Origin of the sequence: Halorubrum sp. GN12_10-3_MGM (assembly GCF_005435235.1) — an archaeon.
GTDB lineage: Archaea > Halobacteriota > Halobacteria > Halobacteriales > Haloferacaceae > Halorubrum > Halorubrum ezzemoulense.
On record NZ_SGUB01000001.1, the window covers coordinates 278,069 to 294,642 of the forward strand.

Annotated in this window: 17 protein-coding genes; 9 read left to right on the top strand and 8 right to left on the bottom strand. The window is 71.6% G+C overall.

The features are described 5' to 3' along the window. Positions 1–9: 9 nt before the first annotated feature. A complete protein-coding gene (locus EXE47_RS01470; RefSeq protein ID WP_086219535.1) occupies positions 10–1,185 on the bottom strand; it encodes an NAD-binding protein in 1,176 nt (391 codons plus the stop codon). 121 nt (positions 1,186–1,306) lie between these two features. On the opposite strand from EXE47_RS01470, the gene EXE47_RS01475 reads away from it, so the two are divergent. The 6 genes from EXE47_RS01475 (at position 1,307) to EXE47_RS01500 (ending at position 6,791) form a co-directional block, all read left to right on the top strand. Beyond that, entirely contained in the window at positions 1,307–2,572 is a 1,266-nt protein-coding gene (locus tag EXE47_RS01475) for a potassium channel family protein (RefSeq protein ID WP_089308215.1), read from the top strand. Next, complete coding sequence (locus tag EXE47_RS01480) at positions 2,569–3,912, top strand: potassium transporter TrkA (RefSeq protein WP_086215534.1); 1,344 nt, start codon at positions 2,569–2,571, stop codon at positions 3,910–3,912. Before EXE47_RS01475 ends, EXE47_RS01480 begins: the two co-directional genes overlap by 4 nt. Before the next feature lie 22 nt (positions 3,913–3,934). Continuing rightward, a complete protein-coding gene (locus EXE47_RS01485; RefSeq protein WP_049930569.1) occupies positions 3,935–4,219 on the top strand; it encodes a ubiquitin-like small modifier protein 1 in 285 nt (94 codons plus the stop codon). 39 nt (positions 4,220–4,258) lie between these two features. Continuing rightward, positions 4,259–5,374: a deoxyhypusine synthase gene (locus tag EXE47_RS01490; protein WP_049930571.1), complete on the top strand. Its 1,116-nt coding sequence runs from the start codon at positions 4,259–4,261 to the stop codon at positions 5,372–5,374. Positions 5,375–5,488: 114 nt separating this feature from the next. After that, positions 5,489–5,962, top strand: a complete 474-nt coding sequence (locus tag EXE47_RS01495) for a hypothetical protein (RefSeq protein WP_089308214.1) — start codon at positions 5,489–5,491, stop codon at positions 5,960–5,962. A gap of 109 nt (positions 5,963–6,071) precedes the next feature. Next, a complete protein-coding gene (locus EXE47_RS01500; RefSeq protein WP_089308213.1) occupies positions 6,072–6,791 on the top strand; it encodes an SDR family NAD(P)-dependent oxidoreductase in 720 nt (239 codons plus the stop codon). Between the two features lie 39 nt (positions 6,792–6,830). On the opposite strand, the gene EXE47_RS01505 is transcribed toward EXE47_RS01500, so the two are convergent. The 7 genes from EXE47_RS01505 to EXE47_RS01535 all read right to left on the bottom strand — a co-directional run bounded on the left by EXE47_RS01505 (position 6,831) and on the right by EXE47_RS01535 (position 12,845). After that, positions 6,831–8,240, bottom strand: coding sequence for a carotenoid oxygenase family protein (locus tag EXE47_RS01505; RefSeq protein ID WP_089308212.1), 1,410 nt, complete (start codon positions 8,238–8,240; stop codon positions 6,831–6,833). 138 nt (positions 8,241–8,378) lie between these two features. After that, entirely contained in the window at positions 8,379–9,002 is a 624-nt protein-coding gene (locus tag EXE47_RS01510) for a hypothetical protein (protein ID WP_089308211.1), read from the bottom strand. A gap of 155 nt (positions 9,003–9,157) precedes the next feature. After that, complete coding sequence (locus EXE47_RS01515; protein WP_089308210.1) at positions 9,158–10,195, bottom strand: MsnO8 family LLM class oxidoreductase; 1,038 nt, start codon at positions 10,193–10,195, stop codon at positions 9,158–9,160. A gap of 154 nt (positions 10,196–10,349) precedes the next feature. Continuing rightward, positions 10,350–10,526, bottom strand: a complete 177-nt coding sequence (locus tag EXE47_RS01520) for a 50S ribosomal protein L37e (RefSeq protein ID WP_006112801.1) — start codon at positions 10,524–10,526, stop codon at positions 10,350–10,352. After that, entirely contained in the window at positions 10,523–10,765 is a 243-nt protein-coding gene (locus tag EXE47_RS01525) for an LSM domain-containing protein (RefSeq protein WP_049930582.1), read from the bottom strand. The genes EXE47_RS01520 and EXE47_RS01525 overlap by 4 nt, the downstream gene beginning before the upstream one ends. Before the next feature lie 101 nt (positions 10,766–10,866). Then, positions 10,867–12,195 carry a hypothetical protein gene (locus EXE47_RS01530; protein ID WP_089308209.1) on the bottom strand — a complete coding sequence of 443 codons (1,329 nt, stop codon included), beginning with the start codon at positions 12,193–12,195 and terminating at the stop codon, positions 10,867–10,869. Continuing rightward, positions 12,192–12,845, bottom strand: a complete 654-nt coding sequence (locus tag EXE47_RS01535) for a hypothetical protein (RefSeq protein WP_089308208.1) — start codon at positions 12,843–12,845, stop codon at positions 12,192–12,194. The genes EXE47_RS01530 and EXE47_RS01535 overlap by 4 nt, the downstream gene beginning before the upstream one ends. Before the next feature lie 256 nt (positions 12,846–13,101). Between EXE47_RS01535 and EXE47_RS01540 the strand changes: the two genes are divergently transcribed. The 3 genes from EXE47_RS01540 (at position 13,102) to EXE47_RS01550 (ending at position 16,544) form a co-directional block, all read left to right on the top strand. After that, positions 13,102–14,454 carry a ribonuclease J gene (locus tag EXE47_RS01540; protein WP_049930694.1) on the top strand — a complete coding sequence of 451 codons (1,353 nt, stop codon included), beginning with the start codon at positions 13,102–13,104 and terminating at the stop codon, positions 14,452–14,454. Further along, positions 14,451–15,497, top strand: a complete 1,047-nt coding sequence (gene idsA3, locus EXE47_RS01545) for a geranylfarnesyl diphosphate synthase (RefSeq protein ID WP_049930588.1) — start codon at positions 14,451–14,453, stop codon at positions 15,495–15,497. The genes EXE47_RS01540 and idsA3 overlap by 4 nt, the downstream gene beginning before the upstream one ends. 132 nt (positions 15,498–15,629) lie before the next feature. Then, complete coding sequence (locus EXE47_RS01550; RefSeq protein WP_049930589.1) at positions 15,630–16,544, top strand: DMT family transporter; 915 nt, start codon at positions 15,630–15,632, stop codon at positions 16,542–16,544. The last annotated feature ends 30 nt before the right edge of the window (positions 16,545–16,574 follow it).

The window sequence follows — 16,574 nt, forward strand, 5'->3', positions numbered from 1 at the left end:
GAGCGTCGCTCAGTCGTCGAGGTCGATGTCCTCGATGATTCCCTCCGTCGCGTCCTTGCTGTCCGCGCCGAACGCGCAGTCGACGATGATGTGCCCGCCGAGCGTCGTCGGCGAGATCACCTGGTCGGCGCCGGCGCGCCGGAGCTTGTCGACGTTCTCCCGCTGCGTCACCGCCGCGACGATGCGCACGTCGGGATTGAGCTGGCGGGCGGTGAGGATGGCCAGCGCGTCGTGCGCGTCGTCTTCGGTGGCGGCGACGACCGCCCGGGCCCCGTCGAGGTTCACGTGTTCGAGCGGGTCGACGTCGCTGGGATCCGCGGTGTACACCGGGATGTCGCGGTCAGCGAGCCGCCTCGCGGCGGTCTCGTCCGGCGTCACCACGGCGTACTCGACGCCGTCGCGGGCGTCGAGCTCTTCGAGTATCGGTTCCGTCAGGTCCCCGTAGCCGAGCACGAGGACGTGGTCGTCGAGGAGGTCGATCTGTCTGTCGGTCATCTTTCCGAGCGCCTTGGAGAGCTGCGCCTCGATGGCGGGCGTGAGGAGGACCCCGAGCGCCACCGCGAAGGCGGCGACGTTCACCACGAGCGAGGAGAGCGCGAACAGCTGCGCGATGTCGGAGGCGGGACCGGTCGCGGGGTGGACGTCGCCGTACCCCACCGTCGAGGCGGTGACGACGGTGAAGTAGAAGGCGTCGACGATCGTCTCGATGCCCTCGAACTGGTCTCTGAGGGCGTACGACCCGAGCGTCCCGTACGCGACCGCCCCCACGAGCGCCGCGCCCGCGGCCAACTGCGTCGGGGAGGGCCTGAAGTCCCGGTCGAACCGCCCCCGGTTGACCACGAGCGTCGGCACGGAGAGGAGCGACAGCGCCACGAGCGGGAACGACAGGACGGAGGCCTGCATCAGCCCCTGAAGTGCCGTCAGCGGCAGCAACACGGCCGTGGTGTACCACCCGATCCGGTAGCCGTTCCGGAGCGCGAACCCGCTCCCGAACATCGCGAAGCCGGTTATCGTCCCGGTGAACCCGACCGTCTGGCGGACGACCGGGAGCACGTACGGGGCGAGCGGCCCGTCGACGCCGAGCCCCCCGATCTGGGCCAGCCCGGCGAGGATCGACAGCACCGCGACCGCGAACGTCAGGAGGATCGACGCCCGAACGGTCACCCAGTCCCGGGTCAGCTCCATGTTCCCGGGTCGCCGAGACCGAACTTAAACCCCGCGAGGCCGCCGCGGAATCGATCCGACGGGCGCTCCGCGCGTCGCTCGCGCCGATACTGGTTTAACCGCGCCGCGGATTGGACGCCGTATGTCGCTGCCCGTCGAGATCGTCTTCGGCGTCTACCTCGGCGTCATCACCGGGATCGTTCCCGCGCTGGTGGCCGGGACCCTCGGGTTCGTGTTCAAGTACGTCACCGACGTGACGATCCCCGGGCTCGGAGTGGTCGTGCTGTCGCTCGCGATCGCCGGCGTCAACGGCGGCCTGCTCGCGCTCAACGACGAGACGATTCGGTCGTCGGAGCGCGCGCCAGCGATCCTCACGGCGATCGTCGTGGTGTTGATGATCTCGCTGTACGCCCACGCGCAGGGGGACCGCCTCGGCGCCAGCGCCCCCAAGCGGATCTCGCTCAAGCAGCTCCGCGACCGCACGCTCTCGACGGACGTGATCGAGCTCGTCGGCGGCCGCGGGCGCGTCTCCGTCGAGGTCGCCGGCGAGGTGACCGACATCGAGGGGTACCCGCCGCTGCCGGCTGACACGCGCGCCGCGATCCTCGACGGCGACTGGACGTTTCCGGCCGACCTCCCGCTCGCGGAGCTGGAAGACCGGTTCGCGGAGCGGCTCCGCACCGAGTTCGACCTGGCCGACGTGTCGGTCCGGATCGATGAACAGGCGCGCGCGACGGTGTCGGCCGCCCCGCCGACCGGCGCGCTCTCGAAGCGGGTGCCCGCCGGGAAGCGCGCGGTGTCGGTGTCGGCGCTCGTGCCGACCGGGATCGCCCGCGGCGACGTCGTTCGCGTGATAACGCCGGATATCGGCGTCGAGGGCGCCGTCATCGCCGCGCAGTCGAGCGGGAAGCCGGAGCCGGGCGCCGGGGCGGCGTCGACTGTGGTTCCCCCCGCGGGCGACGACGCGGATTCGGAGGACTTCCGAACCGACGGCGGGGAGACGGACGTTCCCTCGCCCCCGGCGGCGACCGCGCCCACGACGACCGGGGGTGAGGGGCGGGTGACGCTCGCCGTCGACCGCTCCGAGGCGACGGATCTCCTCCGCGCCGACCGCGGGCGCGTGCTGGTGCTCTCGCGAGGCACCCGCCGCGAGTACGAGCTCACGGCCCTGCTCCGGCGGGCGGGGAAGCGGTTCCGCAAGGTCACCGTCGCCGCCGGCGGACCGTTGGACGGGCACACCATCGGCGAGGCCGAGGTCCGCGAAGCCTACGACGTGGCCGTCCTCGCGGCCCGTCACGGCTCGTGGCGCGTCGCGCCCGACGGGACGCAGCCGCTGTCGGCGGGCGACGACCTGTTCGTCGTGGGGAGCCGCGACGCGCTCGACCGGTTCGCGGAGGTGGCCGCGTGAGCCCCGCGCTCGGTGCGGTCGCCGCCGTCGGCGTCTCCCTCGCCGCCGCTGATGTCCCCCTCGCCGCCGTCGAGGTCGGATTCGCGCGGCCGCGACAGGCGGCCGTCACGCTCGTCACGTTCGCGGTGGTCGCCGCCCTCCTGACCGGGGGCGCGGCGCTCTCCTACCGCTGGTACTTCCGAACGGCGATCCCCGAGGGGGTGACCGGGCTGCTGGGCGTCGCGGTCGTCGCGCTGTACCTCAACACGACCTCGCTGGGGTCGGTTGCGATCGGCGATAATCCGACCCTGTTGGCGCCCGAGAGCGTGTTCTTCAACCTCGTCTCGCTCGGCGTCGCAGTGGTGATGGCGCCCGTCGGCCGATACGCGGGCGACAGGCTCGCGGTCGACGTGTTCGCGCTCTCCGGCGCCAAGCAGCTCGACGGCGAACTGAGCGGGGTCGTGCGCGCTGTCGGGCGGTTCACGGCGGTGACGCTCCCACCGGCCGACGAGATCGGCGACATGGAGACGTACGACCCCGTCTCCCCGGAGAAGAAGGACGAGATCGCCGAGAAGACGCTGCTCTTCCCCCGGAAGCTCTCTCCGGAGTCGCTCCGCGAACGGCTCGTCACCCGGCTCAAAGACGAGTACGGCGTCGGCTACGTCGACGTCGACCTCGACGCGGACGGGTCGGTCGAGTACTTCGCGGTCGGCTCCCGCGCCGCCGGGCTCGGCCCGACGCTCGCGCCGGAGTCGGCGGCGGTGGCGGTGGCGGCCGACCCGCCGAACAACGCCACCGCCGGGGACACGGTCCAGCTGTGGCGCGACGACCCGGAGCCGGAGCGCGTCGCGACCGGCGAACTGCGGGGCGTCGCCGGCGACGCGGTCACCGTCGCGCTCGACGAGTCGGACGCCGAACGCCTGACCGACCAAGGCGGCTATCGGCTCGTGACGCTCCCCGCCGAGCCGCGGGCGGATCGCGAGTTCGCCTCGCTGCTGCGGAGCGCGGACGAGACGATGGCCTCGGTCACGGTCGCGGCCGGGAGCGACCTCGACGGGAGCACGGTCGGCGAGGTCGGCGCCGTCGTCGCCGCGGTCCGACCGGCGGCGGGGTCCGTCCAGCCGATCCCGCCGCACGACTACGCGTTCGGCGCTGGCGACCTGGCGTACCTCGTCGGGCGTCCGGACGCGATCCGGTCGTTCGAGGCGGCCGCGTCGACCGCGGGAAGCGCCCAGACGGCGGCGTCGGCCGCGGAGGCCGCAGGCGCCGCCCAGTCCGCCGCGACCGGGGACGGCGACGCGGCGGGGGTCGAAGACGACGGCGACGCCGCCGTCGACTCCGACGGGACGCAACGCTCTTGAGCCGCCCGCGCGGGGATCCGCTATGGAGTGGAAGCTGTTCGCCGACCTCGCGGAGATCGCGGGCGACCGCGCGGTGACCGTCGACGCGGAGCCGGGCGACACGGTCGGCGACGCGCTCGACGCGCTGTTGGACGCGCACCCCGACCTCCGGGACCGCGTCATCGAGGACGGGAGCGTCGCAGACCACATCAACGTCCTCCGGAACGGGCGGAGCGTCCGCCACGACGACGGGCTCGACGCGACGCTGGAGGCGGGCGACGAACTGGCGCTGTTCCCGCCGGTGAGCGGTGGGGCCGCCGACCGATAGATCGGTCGTTTCAAACGCGCGCCGACCCCAGTCGGAGCCATGACCGACAGCGACGGGGACCCCCGAGACGACGCCGCGGACGCCGGTGGCGAGGATCACGGCGGTGAAGGCGATCACGCCGACGGTGACGGCACCGGCGGCGAGCCGAACCGCGAGGAGTTCCACGAGGACCCGGTCGGCCACACGCGCGCGACGGCGGGGATGACGGTGAGCGAACTCGTCGACGGCTACGGCGACGCGGGGATCGGGGCGGCGTCCGTCAACGAGGCGGGCGACGTGCTCGCCGATATGCTCGCGAACGACGACTGTACCGTGTTCCTCTCGCTCGCCGGCGCGATGGTGCCCGCCGGGATGCGCCGGGTCGTCGCCGACCTCATCCGCGACGGCTACGTCGACGCGCTGGTGACGACCGGGGCGAACCTCACCCACGACGCCATCGAGGCCATCGGCGGGAAGCACCACCACGGGCGCACCCACGACCCGGAGAAGAGCCTCCGCGAACACGACGAGGGGCTCCGCGACGAGGGGGTCGACCGCATCTACAACGTCTACCTCCCGCAGGAGCACTTCGCCGAGTTCGAGGGGCACCTCCGCGAGGAGGTGTTCCCCGCGCTGGAGGCCGACCCCGACGCTGACGGGACCGACGCGGTCTCCATCGCCGACCTCACGCGCGAGCTCGGCCGCGCCAACGCCGAAGTCAACGACCGCGACGACGTCCCCGAGGGGCCGGGCGTCGCGGCCGCCGCCTACGAGTCCGACGTCCCGATCTACTGCCCGGCGGTCCAGGACTCCGTGCTGGGGCTTCAGGCGTGGATGTACGCGCAGACGGCCGACTTCACGCTCGACGCGCTCGCGGACATGACCGAGCTGACCGACCTCGCGTTCGAGGCCGACGACGCCGGCTGCCTGCTCGTCGGCGGCGGCGTGCCGAAGAACTTCACGCTCCAGACGATGCTCGTCACGCCGCGGGCGTACGACTACGCCGTCCAGATCACGATGGACCCCGAGGCGACCGGGGGGCTCTCCGGCGCGACGCTCGAGGAGGCGCGCTCGTGGGGGAAACTCGAGAAGGACGCGCGCAACGCCTCCGTCTACGGCGACGCGACCGTGATGCTCCCGATGCTCGTCGCCGCCGCCCGCGACCGCGTGGAGTAGGGTCGCGTCGCCGGTCGCCGGCGAGCGCGCAGGCGATCTTGGCCACGAGCGAGGCCGGACGCCGCACGCGATACGGGGAGAGATATATGCGTGAAGACACCGATACGTGCGCGTATGGGCTCGATCGGCGGCCGGCCGGAACTGCTCGGGGGGCCCGACGACGTCCTCGATCCGCGCTCGCGGCACAACGTCCACGTCACCCGCGCGGCGGACCTCGACCCGGTCGGTCCGTGGTCCCGCGAGACGCTGTACGCGGTCGTGCGGCGAGCCGACGGCGAGGAGCGAGTGGTCGTCCTCGATTACGGTCGTCGCGAGATCTACCTCACGGCCGGGGACGGACTCGCGTACGAGCCACCGCAGGGACTCGGCCTCGCGTCGCCGCCGACGCTCCGCGTCGCCGAACCGCATCGAGTCGCCCCCGACCAAGGGGCGGTCACCGCTATCGACCCCGTCGACGTCGCTCCCGAGTTCGACGTCCTCGTCCCCGCCTTCGACTGGGACGAGATCGACGAGGACGACGTCTTACCCCCGGTTCACCGCCGGCCGTCGGGGGCGCCCGCCGGAAGCGGCGCCGGCACGTCCGGCTGACGTTCGGTGCGCATCGACCGGTCCGCCCCGCCGATGTCGGCATCGCACGCGGGGACAGCTACCCCACGCCGTCGCCACAATTTACACGGGAGGCCCGAGTACGCGACGTATGACGCGAACAGCGGTCATCGCGGGCGTCGGTCCGGGACTCGGCGAGTCGCTCGCCAGAAAGTTCGCCGCCGAGGGCTGTCGGGTGGCGCTCTTCGCTCGCTCGGCGGACTACCTCGAAGACCTCGCCGCGGACCTGCCGGACCCGGGCGAGGGGCTCGCCGTTCCGACCGACCTCACGGCGGTCGAGCAGATCCGGGACGGGTTCGAGACGGTCCGAGAGGCGTTCGGGCCGGTCGACGTCCTCGTGAACCACGCGAGCGCCGCCTCCTGGACGGGACTCATGGACACGAGCGTCGAGGAGTTCGAGGAGGCGTGGGCGGTGAACGGCCGCGGCGCGTTCGCCTGCTCGCAGGAGGCGGTCGGCGACATGCTCGAGACGGGCGGCGGGACGGTCGTCTTCACCGGCGCCACCTCGTCGGTGCGGAGCCTCGGCGGCGCGATCGGGTTCACGGCCGCGAAGTTCGCGGCCCGCGGGATGGCGATGGACATCGCGCAGGAGTTCGGCCCGGAGGGCGTTCACGTCGCTCACGTCGTCATCGACGGGCAGATCGACTCGCCGGGGGTTCGCGAACGGTCCCCGGACCGGGACGGCGACACGTTCCTCGACCCCGACGAGATGGCGGAAACGTACTGGCACCTCGTCGAACGGGACGACGTCGGCACGCAGCCGTTCGAGGTCCACGTCACGAACGGGCCGCGGAACTCCGAGTTCATATAACGGGATCGGTACAGCGGACAACGGACGGTGCGGTGACGCTCAACTGTCACGGAAGAACCGGCCGTGGAAGCCGAACGGCTCCGCGTGGGGGAGCGACGCGTCGGCGAGGAGTGCGAGCGTCCCGGCGTCGAAGACGAGCAGGCGGGTCTCCTCCGCGCGGCTGTCGAGCGCCGGCGCGACGACGACGCCGTCGTCCTCGGCGGTCGCGCCCGGCCGCCGCACGGGGATCGGCTCCTCCACGAAGACGCCGTCCTCCCACCACTCGCGCGTCCGACCGGTCTCGACGTCGAGCTTTACCAGTCCGTTCGTGCCCTCGCGGTCCGTCGCCTGCGCGTACGCGTACCGGTACTCGCGGCCGACGACGTCGGGGGCGACTCGGGGGAGCTCCACGCCGACCTGGTGGAGCGTCGACCGGTCGACTTCGTTGGACCGCAGGTCGACCCGATACCGGACTGGGCGCCCGTCGGGGACGTCGACGTCCGAGGGGTCACCGTCGAGCGCGTCGAGGCGCATCGCGTCGACGATACCGGGGTCGGGAAACTCGACGAGGTCTACGACGACCTCGTCGCCTGTCGCGTACGCGTTGACGTGGTGGAAGGCGAAGACTGGCGGGAGCGCGGGATCTGCGACGAGGTCGCCGGTCTCGCGATCGACGACGAGGACGCGCGTGCCGCGCTCCGGCTGCCAATCGAGGACGTCGAGGATGCCCTCGGAGAACGGGCTCAGCGCGCGGCGGATCGGCATCACGAGCGGCGTCTCGACGAGGACGACGTGATCGGTCGTGATGCTACAGTCGTGGATGTACCCCGGGCCGTCCGCCGCGATCGACGCGACCCGTTCCCTGGCGCGACGGTCCGGGGCGAGCCGGTAGACGTGATACTCGGGCGTTCGACCGAACTCGGTCACGAAGCCGAACCACGCGTCGGTCTCGGGGTCGCGCACGAGGTGCGCGGCGGTGACGTGCTCGCCGAGGTCGTCGTCGAAGCCGAATGCGCCTCGGGTCTCGAGCGTCGCGGGGTCGAACGCGATCCGACGCGGCGCCTCGGTGAGCGCGACGTGCTCGCCGTCGAGGCGGGCGACGTGAACGTTCGCGTTGTCCGTGATCTCCGGCGGGCCGAGCGCCCGCAGCCACGACGCGATTTTCCCCATGCCCGTCCGGTCGGTCCCGAACTGCCCGGAGACGGAGCCGTCCATCGCGTCCGCGTAGGCGTCCGTACGGAGGAAGCGATTCGAGTACGACAGCGCCCCGTCCTCGAACGCGTATCGCCGAAGCATCGCGAGTCCGTCGAACCAGTGCCCGAGTCGCTCACCGCCGACATCGAACAGCCCCGGACCGTTCCGAATGAGCGTCCCCGACAGCCACGACGGGATGTCGCCCTCGACCGGGGGACGGTGGTCCGTCACTTCCGTCGTGAGCGATCGGAACCCGACTCCGTAACCCTGCCCCATACGGACCGCTGATACGGACTGTACGGTAATCAATTGACCCGTCCCTCGAGGCGGAACGGGCGGAACGACCCCGAGCAACCACGCATCCCGGCTCCGGAACTCGCAGGGGCACCACCGGAACTCGTCATGAGGGCCGGTTCAGTCGGCGTCGAGCGCCGCCGCCAGTTTCGTCGCGCCCCCCTCGGAGACGCTCTCGCCGTGCCCGACCAGGATTCGCTCCGGGCGGTAGTCGGCGAGGCCCTCCGGCGCCTCGTCGAGCGCCGGATGGACGCCGACGTCGTTGTCGCCCTCACAGAACCCCGGGAGGGTGCCAAGCGTCTCCATGACGACGAGGGTCCCACCGGACTCGTCGACGAGGACCGCCTCCTCCCACTCGTCCGTGTCGATGAGGCGGTGGGCCTCGTAGTTCGTGCCGGGGAGCTCCGCGTCGAACGGCTCCGGCTCGCCGTCGAGTTTCTCTCGCGTCAGGTCCATCCACTCCGGGACGGACACGGCGACGCCGTGGCGCGCCGCGATCGCTTCGGCGTCCCGCGTGTGTCGGTCGTGGGTCACGACCACGCCGGCGACCTCGCCGAGGTCGCTCAGCCGGTCGTCGAGCCCGTCGGCGTCGAGCGGGTCGACGACCCAGACCCCGCCCTCGGTCGCGAGCGCGTGACTCCCGCGCATCGCGTCTTCCTCGGGATGCGCGACCCAACTGACGCCGCCGTCCCATTCGGTCACCGCCTCGAGCGAGGGTCGCCCCGTCGGCTCGTCGTCGGACATGTGTGCGACTATTAGGCACACGACTAAACGCCTGTCCGTACCGGAACCGAGGCGGGCCGTCCGTCACCTCCCGTCACTTCGACGGTCTGTCGTCGCCACGGTCGCTACGGCTCGCCGTCGGGGCGTCAGTCGTCCGCTCGCCAGCCGTCTGCGCGTCAGTCGGCGCGTAGATCTAGGTCCGTCGCTTCGGCGAGGAGCGCGTGCGAATCGAGCGCGGCCTCGCGGTCCGGCACCGTGTGCTGGATCATCACCTCGTCGACGCCGACGCGGTCGGCCAACTGCTCCAGCAGGCCCGACATCGTCTCCGGGCTCCCGGAGATCGACCGCGGCCACTCGTCGTCGTCCAGCGTCGCCGGCGTCGGGTCCGGCGCGCCGCCTAGCTCGTCGATCGCCTCCTCCTCGGTCGGCGTCTCGTCGCCGAGCTCACCGCGTTTCATACGCCGGAACGTCGCCTCTGCGGGCGCGCGCCGACGGGCCGCGGCCGCGTCCGTCTCGGCCGCCACCGCGTTGACCGCGACCATCCCTTGCGGCTCGTCGAGGCCGCCGGGGCCGGCGTCGGGGTCGAACGCCTCGCGGTACGCCGCGAACGCGCGCTCGGCGAACCCGGGCCGGATGAAGCCGGCGAAGCAGTAGCGCAGGCCCAGCTCGCCGGCGATCTCCCCGCTCGCCGGACTCGACCCCAGCACCCACGGGACGGCCGGCCCCTCGGCCGACCCGGGCACCGACAGGTCGGCGTACGGGTGTTCGTCCGGATAGGCGTCGCGGAGGTGGTTCACCACCGCGGTGATCCGCTCGCGGTGGTCCTCGTTCGGGTTCTCGACGCGGCGGTCGGTGCCGAGCGCGCGGTCGGAGGCGGGCGAGCCGTTTGCGCGGCCCATCCCGAGGTCGACGCGGCCGGGCGCCAGCCCGTCGAGGACGCCGAACGACTCGGCCACCTTGAACGGGCTGTAGTGGTTCAAGAGGACGGCCCCGCTTCCGATCCGGATCGAGTCGGTCGCGCCCGCGACCCGACCGAGCAGCACCTCTGGCGTGGTGCCGGCGAGGCGGTCGCCCATCCCGTGGTGTTCGGCGACCCAGAACCGCTCGTAGCCCAGTCGCTCGGCGTGGCGCGCGGCGTCGACCGTGTTCGCGAACGCGTCCGCCGCGGTGCCGCCCCGGGGGACCGGCGAGAGGTCGACGACTGAAAGGTCCATACCCGCGTTCGGCGACTGATCCGGTTAACGGTTGGCTCGGCGGCGGAGCGGTCGGGGGATCGAAACCGCGCCGACCGCGGGGCCGGGAGGACCAGCCGAGCGAAACGCCGCGGCTAGTCGACGGTGAAGACGAAGCGAAGAGAAGAACCGCAGTTCAGTTGTCGCCGGTCTTCGACTGCCAGGCGTAGTCGCGCCGGGAGGCGGACTCGCCGAAGCCGCACGAGGAGCAGCGCTCCTTCTTGACGTGGTAGGACTTCTCGCCGCAGCGTCGACACTTCACGTGAACCGTCTTGTTCTTTTTCCCTTGGGAGGGCGTACCTGCGCCGGTCATGCTTTGATTGTGACGACGTTATCGCCGCGTATAATCGTTGTGTCTTCGATCGCGACCGCGAACTCGCCGTCGAGGTCTTCGTCGACGCGGCCGTCCACGTCAGCCTCCGGCTCGATGACGACGTTCATGTGCTGGTCGTAGCCGCCGAGGACGCCGTAGTACGTCGTGCCGTCCTTCAGGTGTACCGTCACGGGCTCCTCGAGCGACGCTTCGAGCACGTCGAGGGGTCGTCCACTCATTGTCCGTATCGCCGCCCGTCGCGGTAATAAAAATACCGGGACGGAGCCCCCGAGGCCGGTCGGTTTGACACGAACTTCGCGCTCGCGCCCGCCGCAGTCCGTCAGTCCAGCCGCTCGCGGACGAACTCGCTCGCCGCCGGGACCGCCGCGGCGTACAGGGCGACGTACTCAAGGGTCGCCTGCGCCCGCCGGGCCGAGCTGTACCCCTCCTCGACGCGGTCGGCGACGTACTCGAAGCCGTCCAGCCCGGGGCGGACGAGCCGCGTCGCCAGCGGATCGTCGCCGGCGACGGCCTCGCCGACCGCCGTCCGCGCCCGCTCCGCGGCCGACCGCACGGACGACTCCGAGGGGGCCTCCCGGTGTTCGCCGTCGCGGATCTCGCCGACGGCCGCCCGAAACGCGTCGAGCTCGGCCAACGCAACGCCGGACTCGACGACGGCCGTGGCGCAGTCGCCGGCGTCGACCGCCCGCTCGACGTCCTCGACGGCCGAGTCGGTCCGGAGCTCGCCCGTGGCCACAAGCTCCTGTGCGACCGTCCCGCTCAGGTCCTCGCCGCCGAGCGGGTCGTCGCCGCCGGCGCGCTCCCGCACGGTCGAGCGTGTCCGACTCACGGAGCCCCGCAGCTCGTCGGCGGCCGCGACCAGCGACGCCCACCGCGGGACCAGTCCGTCGCGCCCGTCGAGGTGCGCGTTCCGGAGGCTCTCGGCGTCGTCCGCGGTCGCCCGCGCGCGCTCGACCCGAGCCGTCGCCTCACCGGCTCGGAACGGCTCGGCGACCGGGTCGGCGGGGTACGTCAGCTCCGGCCGGACGTGCCGCTCGCACTCCGCGAGCAGCGATTCGACCGGCTCGTACGCCAGCGCCGCCGCGACCGGCGACTCGGCTCGGTACTCCACCTCGGCGGCGAGCGCGCCCCGAGCGTCCCGGACCGCGCTCCGCCGAGCGGCCAGGTCCGCGCCGTCGTCGACGCCGGTGGCCGCGCGGTACGCGCCGCGCACCGCCGCGGCGTCCTCCCGACGACGACGCCACGCCGAGAGGACGTCCACCGGCCACTCGGCTGTCACTCCGGCGTCCGCCCGCTCCAGCGCCCGCTCGCGGTCGGAACCGATCTCCGTCGCCACCGCAGCGTTGGCTATCCCCGGCTCGGCCGGCACGTCGTCGAGTAGGCTCCGGGTCCGCGCCTCGTGGGCGTCCGCGAGCGACTCCGGTACGGTCGCCGGAAACGGCGACGCCGGCCAGTCGACGGTCCCCACGGCGCCGGACGGGAGCGATACGGACGAGCCGCGGCGCTCCTCGCCGCCGCCGAACGGGAGTCCGGAGCAGCCGGCGACCGCAGCCGTCCCGACCGCCGCTCCGACCCCTGCGAGGAACCGGCGGCGAGAGCTTGAGCCGCCGTGCGAACCGGACCCGCGACCCGTCGACTCGCGGCTCACTCGCCATCACCTCCCGCACCGGGTGCCGAGGAGTTGAACACGGCAGGCGGATCTCCCTGTCGACAGGAGCCACGCATCCCCATTCCGCTCCCGCTCGACCGCTCCGCCGCCACGGGGAGTCGGATCGCGAAGCCGACGGTGTGGACGGCCTCCGGATCGCACTCGACGTCGGCCGGGCGGTACGCCCGGCAGAAGTCGGCTCGGGGGTGGAGGTCGCCGTCGGCGAGCTCCGACGGCTCGACGGCGACAGACCGGAGCCGGACATCGCGACAGGCCGTCACCGGCATCGAGAGAAGGTAGGCCGACGCCGACTCGAAGTCCGTCCCGTCGAGGAACGACCGCAGGCGGTCGGCGGCCGCGGTCTCGGCGAAGTCGAGTGCGTCGAGGCCGTCGCCAGAGACCAATACGCGCCGGGCGCGAGGCCGCCGTCGCCCGCGCTCGTCGGTCTCGTTCGACGGCGTCTCTTCACCGCCGGTGAGGATCGGCTCGCCGCTCTCGTCGCGCGCTCGTTCGAGTTCGTACCCGTCTATCGGTTGATCGCCCCGGACGGGGTAGCTGTTCGACGCGGAGTCGCTACCGGCGCAGCCGGCCAGCGCGGCGATCCCTGACGCGGCCGCGAGGAGGGCTCGGCGGCGGGGTACGTCTGCCATCGCCGGGGGTTCGATCGAGAGCGTGAAACCCTTTGTGGGGCCAGTTCGGGCGCGAATCCCCGCCGCGGGGCCGAACCCGGGAGTTTTTAACGTGCGCGGGAGTACGCCGATGTACCACACTCCCGCGGGACACGGTGAGTCGCGGTGACTCGGCCGTAGCGGGGCCTTCAACGACGCGCGGTAGGACGTAGCGCCGACGGCTCCTTGCGGGGTTTCAGTGACCGGCGCCGACCACGGCGTCAAACACGACAACACCATGGAAATCGAAATTGCGACACTCGGCGGTTACGAAGAGGTCGGTCGACAGATGACGGCGGTCCGGGCGGGCGAGGACATCGTCATCTTCGACATGGGCCTGAATCTCAGTAAGGTCCTCATCCACGACAACGTGGAGACCGAGAGCATGCACAGCCTCGACCTGATCGACATGGGCGCTATCCCGGACGATCGGGTGATGAGCGAACTCGAAGGCGACGTCAAGGCGATCGTCCCCACCCACGGGCACCTCGACCACATCGCGGGGATCCCGAAGCTCGCCCACCGCTACGACGCGCCGATCGTCTCCGCGCCGTACACGATCGAACTGGTGCGCCAGCAGATCGAAGACGAGGGCAAGTTCCAGGTGGACAACGACCTCGTGAAGATGAAGCCCGGCGCGTCGATGGCGATCGGCGACTCCGAGCAGGTCGAACTAGAGTTCGTCAACGTCACCCACTCGATCATCGACGCGATCAACCCGGTCCTCCACACGCCCGAGGGCGCGGTGGTCTACGGCCTCGACAAGCGCCTGGACCACGACCCCGTCATCGGCGACCCGGTCGACATGGACCGGTTCCGCGAGATCGGCCGGCAGGACGAGGGCGTCCTCGCGTACATCGAGGACTGTACGAACGCCGGGAGCAAGGGCCGGACCCCCTCCGAGTCGTACGCGAAGAAACACGTCGAGGACACGCTGAAATCGATGGAGGACTACACGGGCGGCATCATCGCCACCACGTTCTCCTCGCACATCGCCCGCGTGAAGACCCTCGTCGAGTACGCCCGCGAGATCGGCCGCCAGCCGGTCCTGCTCGGGCGCTCGATGGAGAAGTACTCCGGTACGGCCGAGCGGCTCGACTTCGTCGACTTCCAGGGCGACGTCGGCATGTACGGTCACCGGAAGTCGGTCGACCGCGCGTTCAAGCGGATCATGAAGGAGGGGAAGGGCAATTTCCTCCCCATCGTGACGGGCCACCAGGGCGAGCCGCGCGCGATGCTCACTCGCATGGGCCGCGGCGAGACCCCCTACGAGATCGACGACGGCGACAAGGTCGTCTTCAGCGCGAGCGTCATCCCGGAACCCACCAACGAGGGGCAGCGCTACCAGTCCGAACAGCTGCTCCGGATGCAGGGCGCCCGCCTCTACGACGACATCCACGTCTCCGGCCACCTCCGCGAGGAGGGCCACTACGAGATGCTACAGGCGCTCCAGCCGCAGCATCTCATCCCCGGCCACCAGACGCTCAAGGGTCGCTCGCCGTACGTCGACCTCGCGAAGACGCAGGGGTACAAGCTCGGACGCGACGTCCACGTCACGCAGAACGGGTCCACGATCCAGCTCGTCGAATGACGAGCGAGACGAAGGAGGCGCGGGTGCTCGACGCCATCCGCGAGCGGCGTGAGCTCGTCAACGCCGCTATCGACGAGGAGCTGCCGGTCCAGGAGCCTGAGCGACTGTACGAGGCCACCCGATACATCCTCGAGGCCGGCGGCAAGCGGCTCCGCCCGACGGTGACGACCCTGGCCGCTGAGGCGGTCACCGGCACCGAGCCGATGGGCGCCGACTTCCGCGCGTTCCCGTCGCTCGACGGCGACGAGGTCGACGTGATGCGGGCCGCGGTCGCCATCGAGGTGATCCAGTCGTTCACGCTGATCCACGACGACATCATGGACGAGGACGACCTCCGGCGGGGCGTCCCGGCAGTCCACGAGGCGTACGACGTCTCGACGGCGATCCTCGCGGGCGACACCCTCTACTCGAAGGCGTTCGAGTTCATGACCGAGACGGGCGCGGACCCGCAACACGGGCTCGAAGCGATGCGGATGCTCGCGTCGACCTGTACCGAGATCTGCGAGGGGCAGGCCCTCGACGTCGCCTTCGAGAGCCGCGACGACATCCTCCCCGACGAGTACTTGGACATGGTCGAGCTGAAGACCGCGGTGCTGTACGGCGCCTCGGCCGCGACGCCCGCCCTCCTACTCGGCGCCGACGAGGCGGTCGTCGACGCCCTGTATCAGTACGGGATCGACTCCGGACGCGCGTTCCAGATCCAAGACGACGTGCTCGACCTCACCGTCCCCTCGGAGGAGCTCGGGAAGCAGCGCGGCTCCGACCTCGTGGAGGGGAAGGAGACGCTCATCACGCTCCACGCCCGACAACAGGGAGTCGACGTCGACGGGCTCGTTGACGCCGACACGCCCGCGGCGGTGACCGAGGCGGCCATCGACGACGCGGTCGCGGCCCTCGAAGAGGTCGGCTCGATCGAGTACGCCCGCGAGACCGCCGAGGACCTCACCGCGCGGTCGAAGGACCACCTCGGAGTGCTCCCCGAGAGCGGCTCTCGGAGCCTGCTCGAAGACCTCGCGGACTACCTCATCGTCCGCGGCTACTGAGCGGGCCGCGGCGCGACGGACCCGCCGGACGGGTCGGGACTTCCAGACACGGCGTCACGGCCGGACGAGCCGGCACCGGCGGTCCGGGCCGCGACGGACACCGCTTTACCCGCGGCCCGCGTTCGGTCGACCGTGTCACGGTACCGAGACGCCCTCCTGTTCTTCACCCTCGCCCTGCTGTGGGGCGGATCGTTCGTCGCCATCGAGGTCGGCCTCGACTACTATCCGCCGGTGTTGTACGCCGCCTACCGGTTCGACGTGGCCGCGCTGGCGCTGCTGTCGTACGTGTTCGTCACGCAGGACGGTCCGTTTCCGCGGACGCGCGGCGACCTCGCCGCGATCGGGTTCAGCGGCGGACTCTCCGTGGCCGCGAACAACGCGCTGCTGTTCGTCGGCCAGCAGTACACCACGAGCGGCATCGCCTCGATCACCTACAGCCTCGTCCCCATCGCGACCGCGGCGGTCGCCGCCCTGTGGATCGGCGGGGCGGACCTCGACGCGCGCGGCGCGGTCGGGGTCGTCCTCGCGTTCCTCGGCGTCGGCCTCGTCGCACAGCCGGACCCCGCGAGCCTCGGCGGGGGCGTCGCGGTCGGCGTCGGGCTGATCGCGATCGGCGTCGTCGCCGTCGCGGTCGGCAGCGTCGGGCTCCGGACCGTCGAGACGTCGTTCTCCAGCGTCGCGCTCACCGGGTGGGCGATGGGGTTCGGCGCGCTGGCCATCCACGCACTGAGCCTCGGGATCGGCGAGAGCCAGCGCCTCCCCGCCGCGGCGCCGCGCGCGCTCCTCGCGCTGGCGTTCCTCGGGCTCTGCTCGTCGGCGGTGGCGTACACCATCTACTTCACGCTGCTCGACCGGCTCGGCCCCTTCGAGATCAACCTCGTCTCGTACGTCGTGCCGGTCGTCGCCACCGTCGCGGGCGCCCTGCTGCTCGCCGAGCCGGTAACGGCGTTCACCGTCGCCGGCTTCGCGGTCATCGTCCTCGGCTTCGGCCTGCTGAAGCGCCGCGAGATCGCCGACGCGGTCGCCGGGATCAGCCCGTCGGGATAGCGGTCGCCCTCGACGGCGTCGACCGCCCCG

Bases quoted from the DNA above. Each gene is read 5' to 3' on its own strand.
- EXE47_RS01470 (WP_086219535.1), bottom strand. From the start codon at position 1,185: ATGGAGCTGACCCGGGACTGGGTGACCGTTCGGGCGTCGATCCTCCTG.
- EXE47_RS01505 (WP_089308212.1), bottom strand. From the start codon at position 8,240: ATGGGGCAGGGTTACGGAGTCGGGTTCCGATCGCTCACGACGGAAGTG.
- EXE47_RS01485 (WP_049930569.1), top strand. From the start codon at position 3,935: ATGGAGTGGAAGCTGTTCGCCGACCTCGCGGAGATCGCGGGCGACCGC.
- EXE47_RS01475 (WP_089308215.1), top strand. From the start codon at position 1,307: ATGTCGCTGCCCGTCGAGATCGTCTTCGGCGTCTACCTCGGCGTCATC.
- EXE47_RS01525 (WP_049930582.1), bottom strand. From the start codon at position 10,765: ATGAGTGGACGACCCCTCGACGTGCTCGAAGCGTCGCTCGAGGAGCCC.
- EXE47_RS01540 (WP_049930694.1), top strand. From the start codon at position 13,102: ATGGAAATCGAAATTGCGACACTCGGCGGTTACGAAGAGGTCGGTCGA.
- idsA3 (WP_049930588.1), top strand. From the start codon at position 14,451: ATGACGAGCGAGACGAAGGAGGCGCGGGTGCTCGACGCCATCCGCGAG.
- EXE47_RS01495 (WP_089308214.1), top strand. From the start codon at position 5,489: ATGGGCTCGATCGGCGGCCGGCCGGAACTGCTCGGGGGGCCCGACGAC.
- EXE47_RS01520 (WP_006112801.1), bottom strand. From the start codon at position 10,526: ATGACCGGCGCAGGTACGCCCTCCCAAGGGAAAAAGAACAAGACGGTT.
- EXE47_RS01490 (WP_049930571.1), top strand. From the start codon at position 4,259: ATGACCGACAGCGACGGGGACCCCCGAGACGACGCCGCGGACGCCGGT.
- EXE47_RS01500 (WP_089308213.1), top strand. From the start codon at position 6,072: ATGACGCGAACAGCGGTCATCGCGGGCGTCGGTCCGGGACTCGGCGAG.
- EXE47_RS01515 (WP_089308210.1), bottom strand. From the start codon at position 10,195: ATGGACCTTTCAGTCGTCGACCTCTCGCCGGTCCCCCGGGGCGGCACC.
- EXE47_RS01510 (WP_089308211.1), bottom strand. From the start codon at position 9,002: ATGTCCGACGACGAGCCGACGGGGCGACCCTCGCTCGAGGCGGTGACC.
- EXE47_RS01535 (WP_089308208.1), bottom strand. From the start codon at position 12,845: ATGGCAGACGTACCCCGCCGCCGAGCCCTCCTCGCGGCCGCGTCAGGG.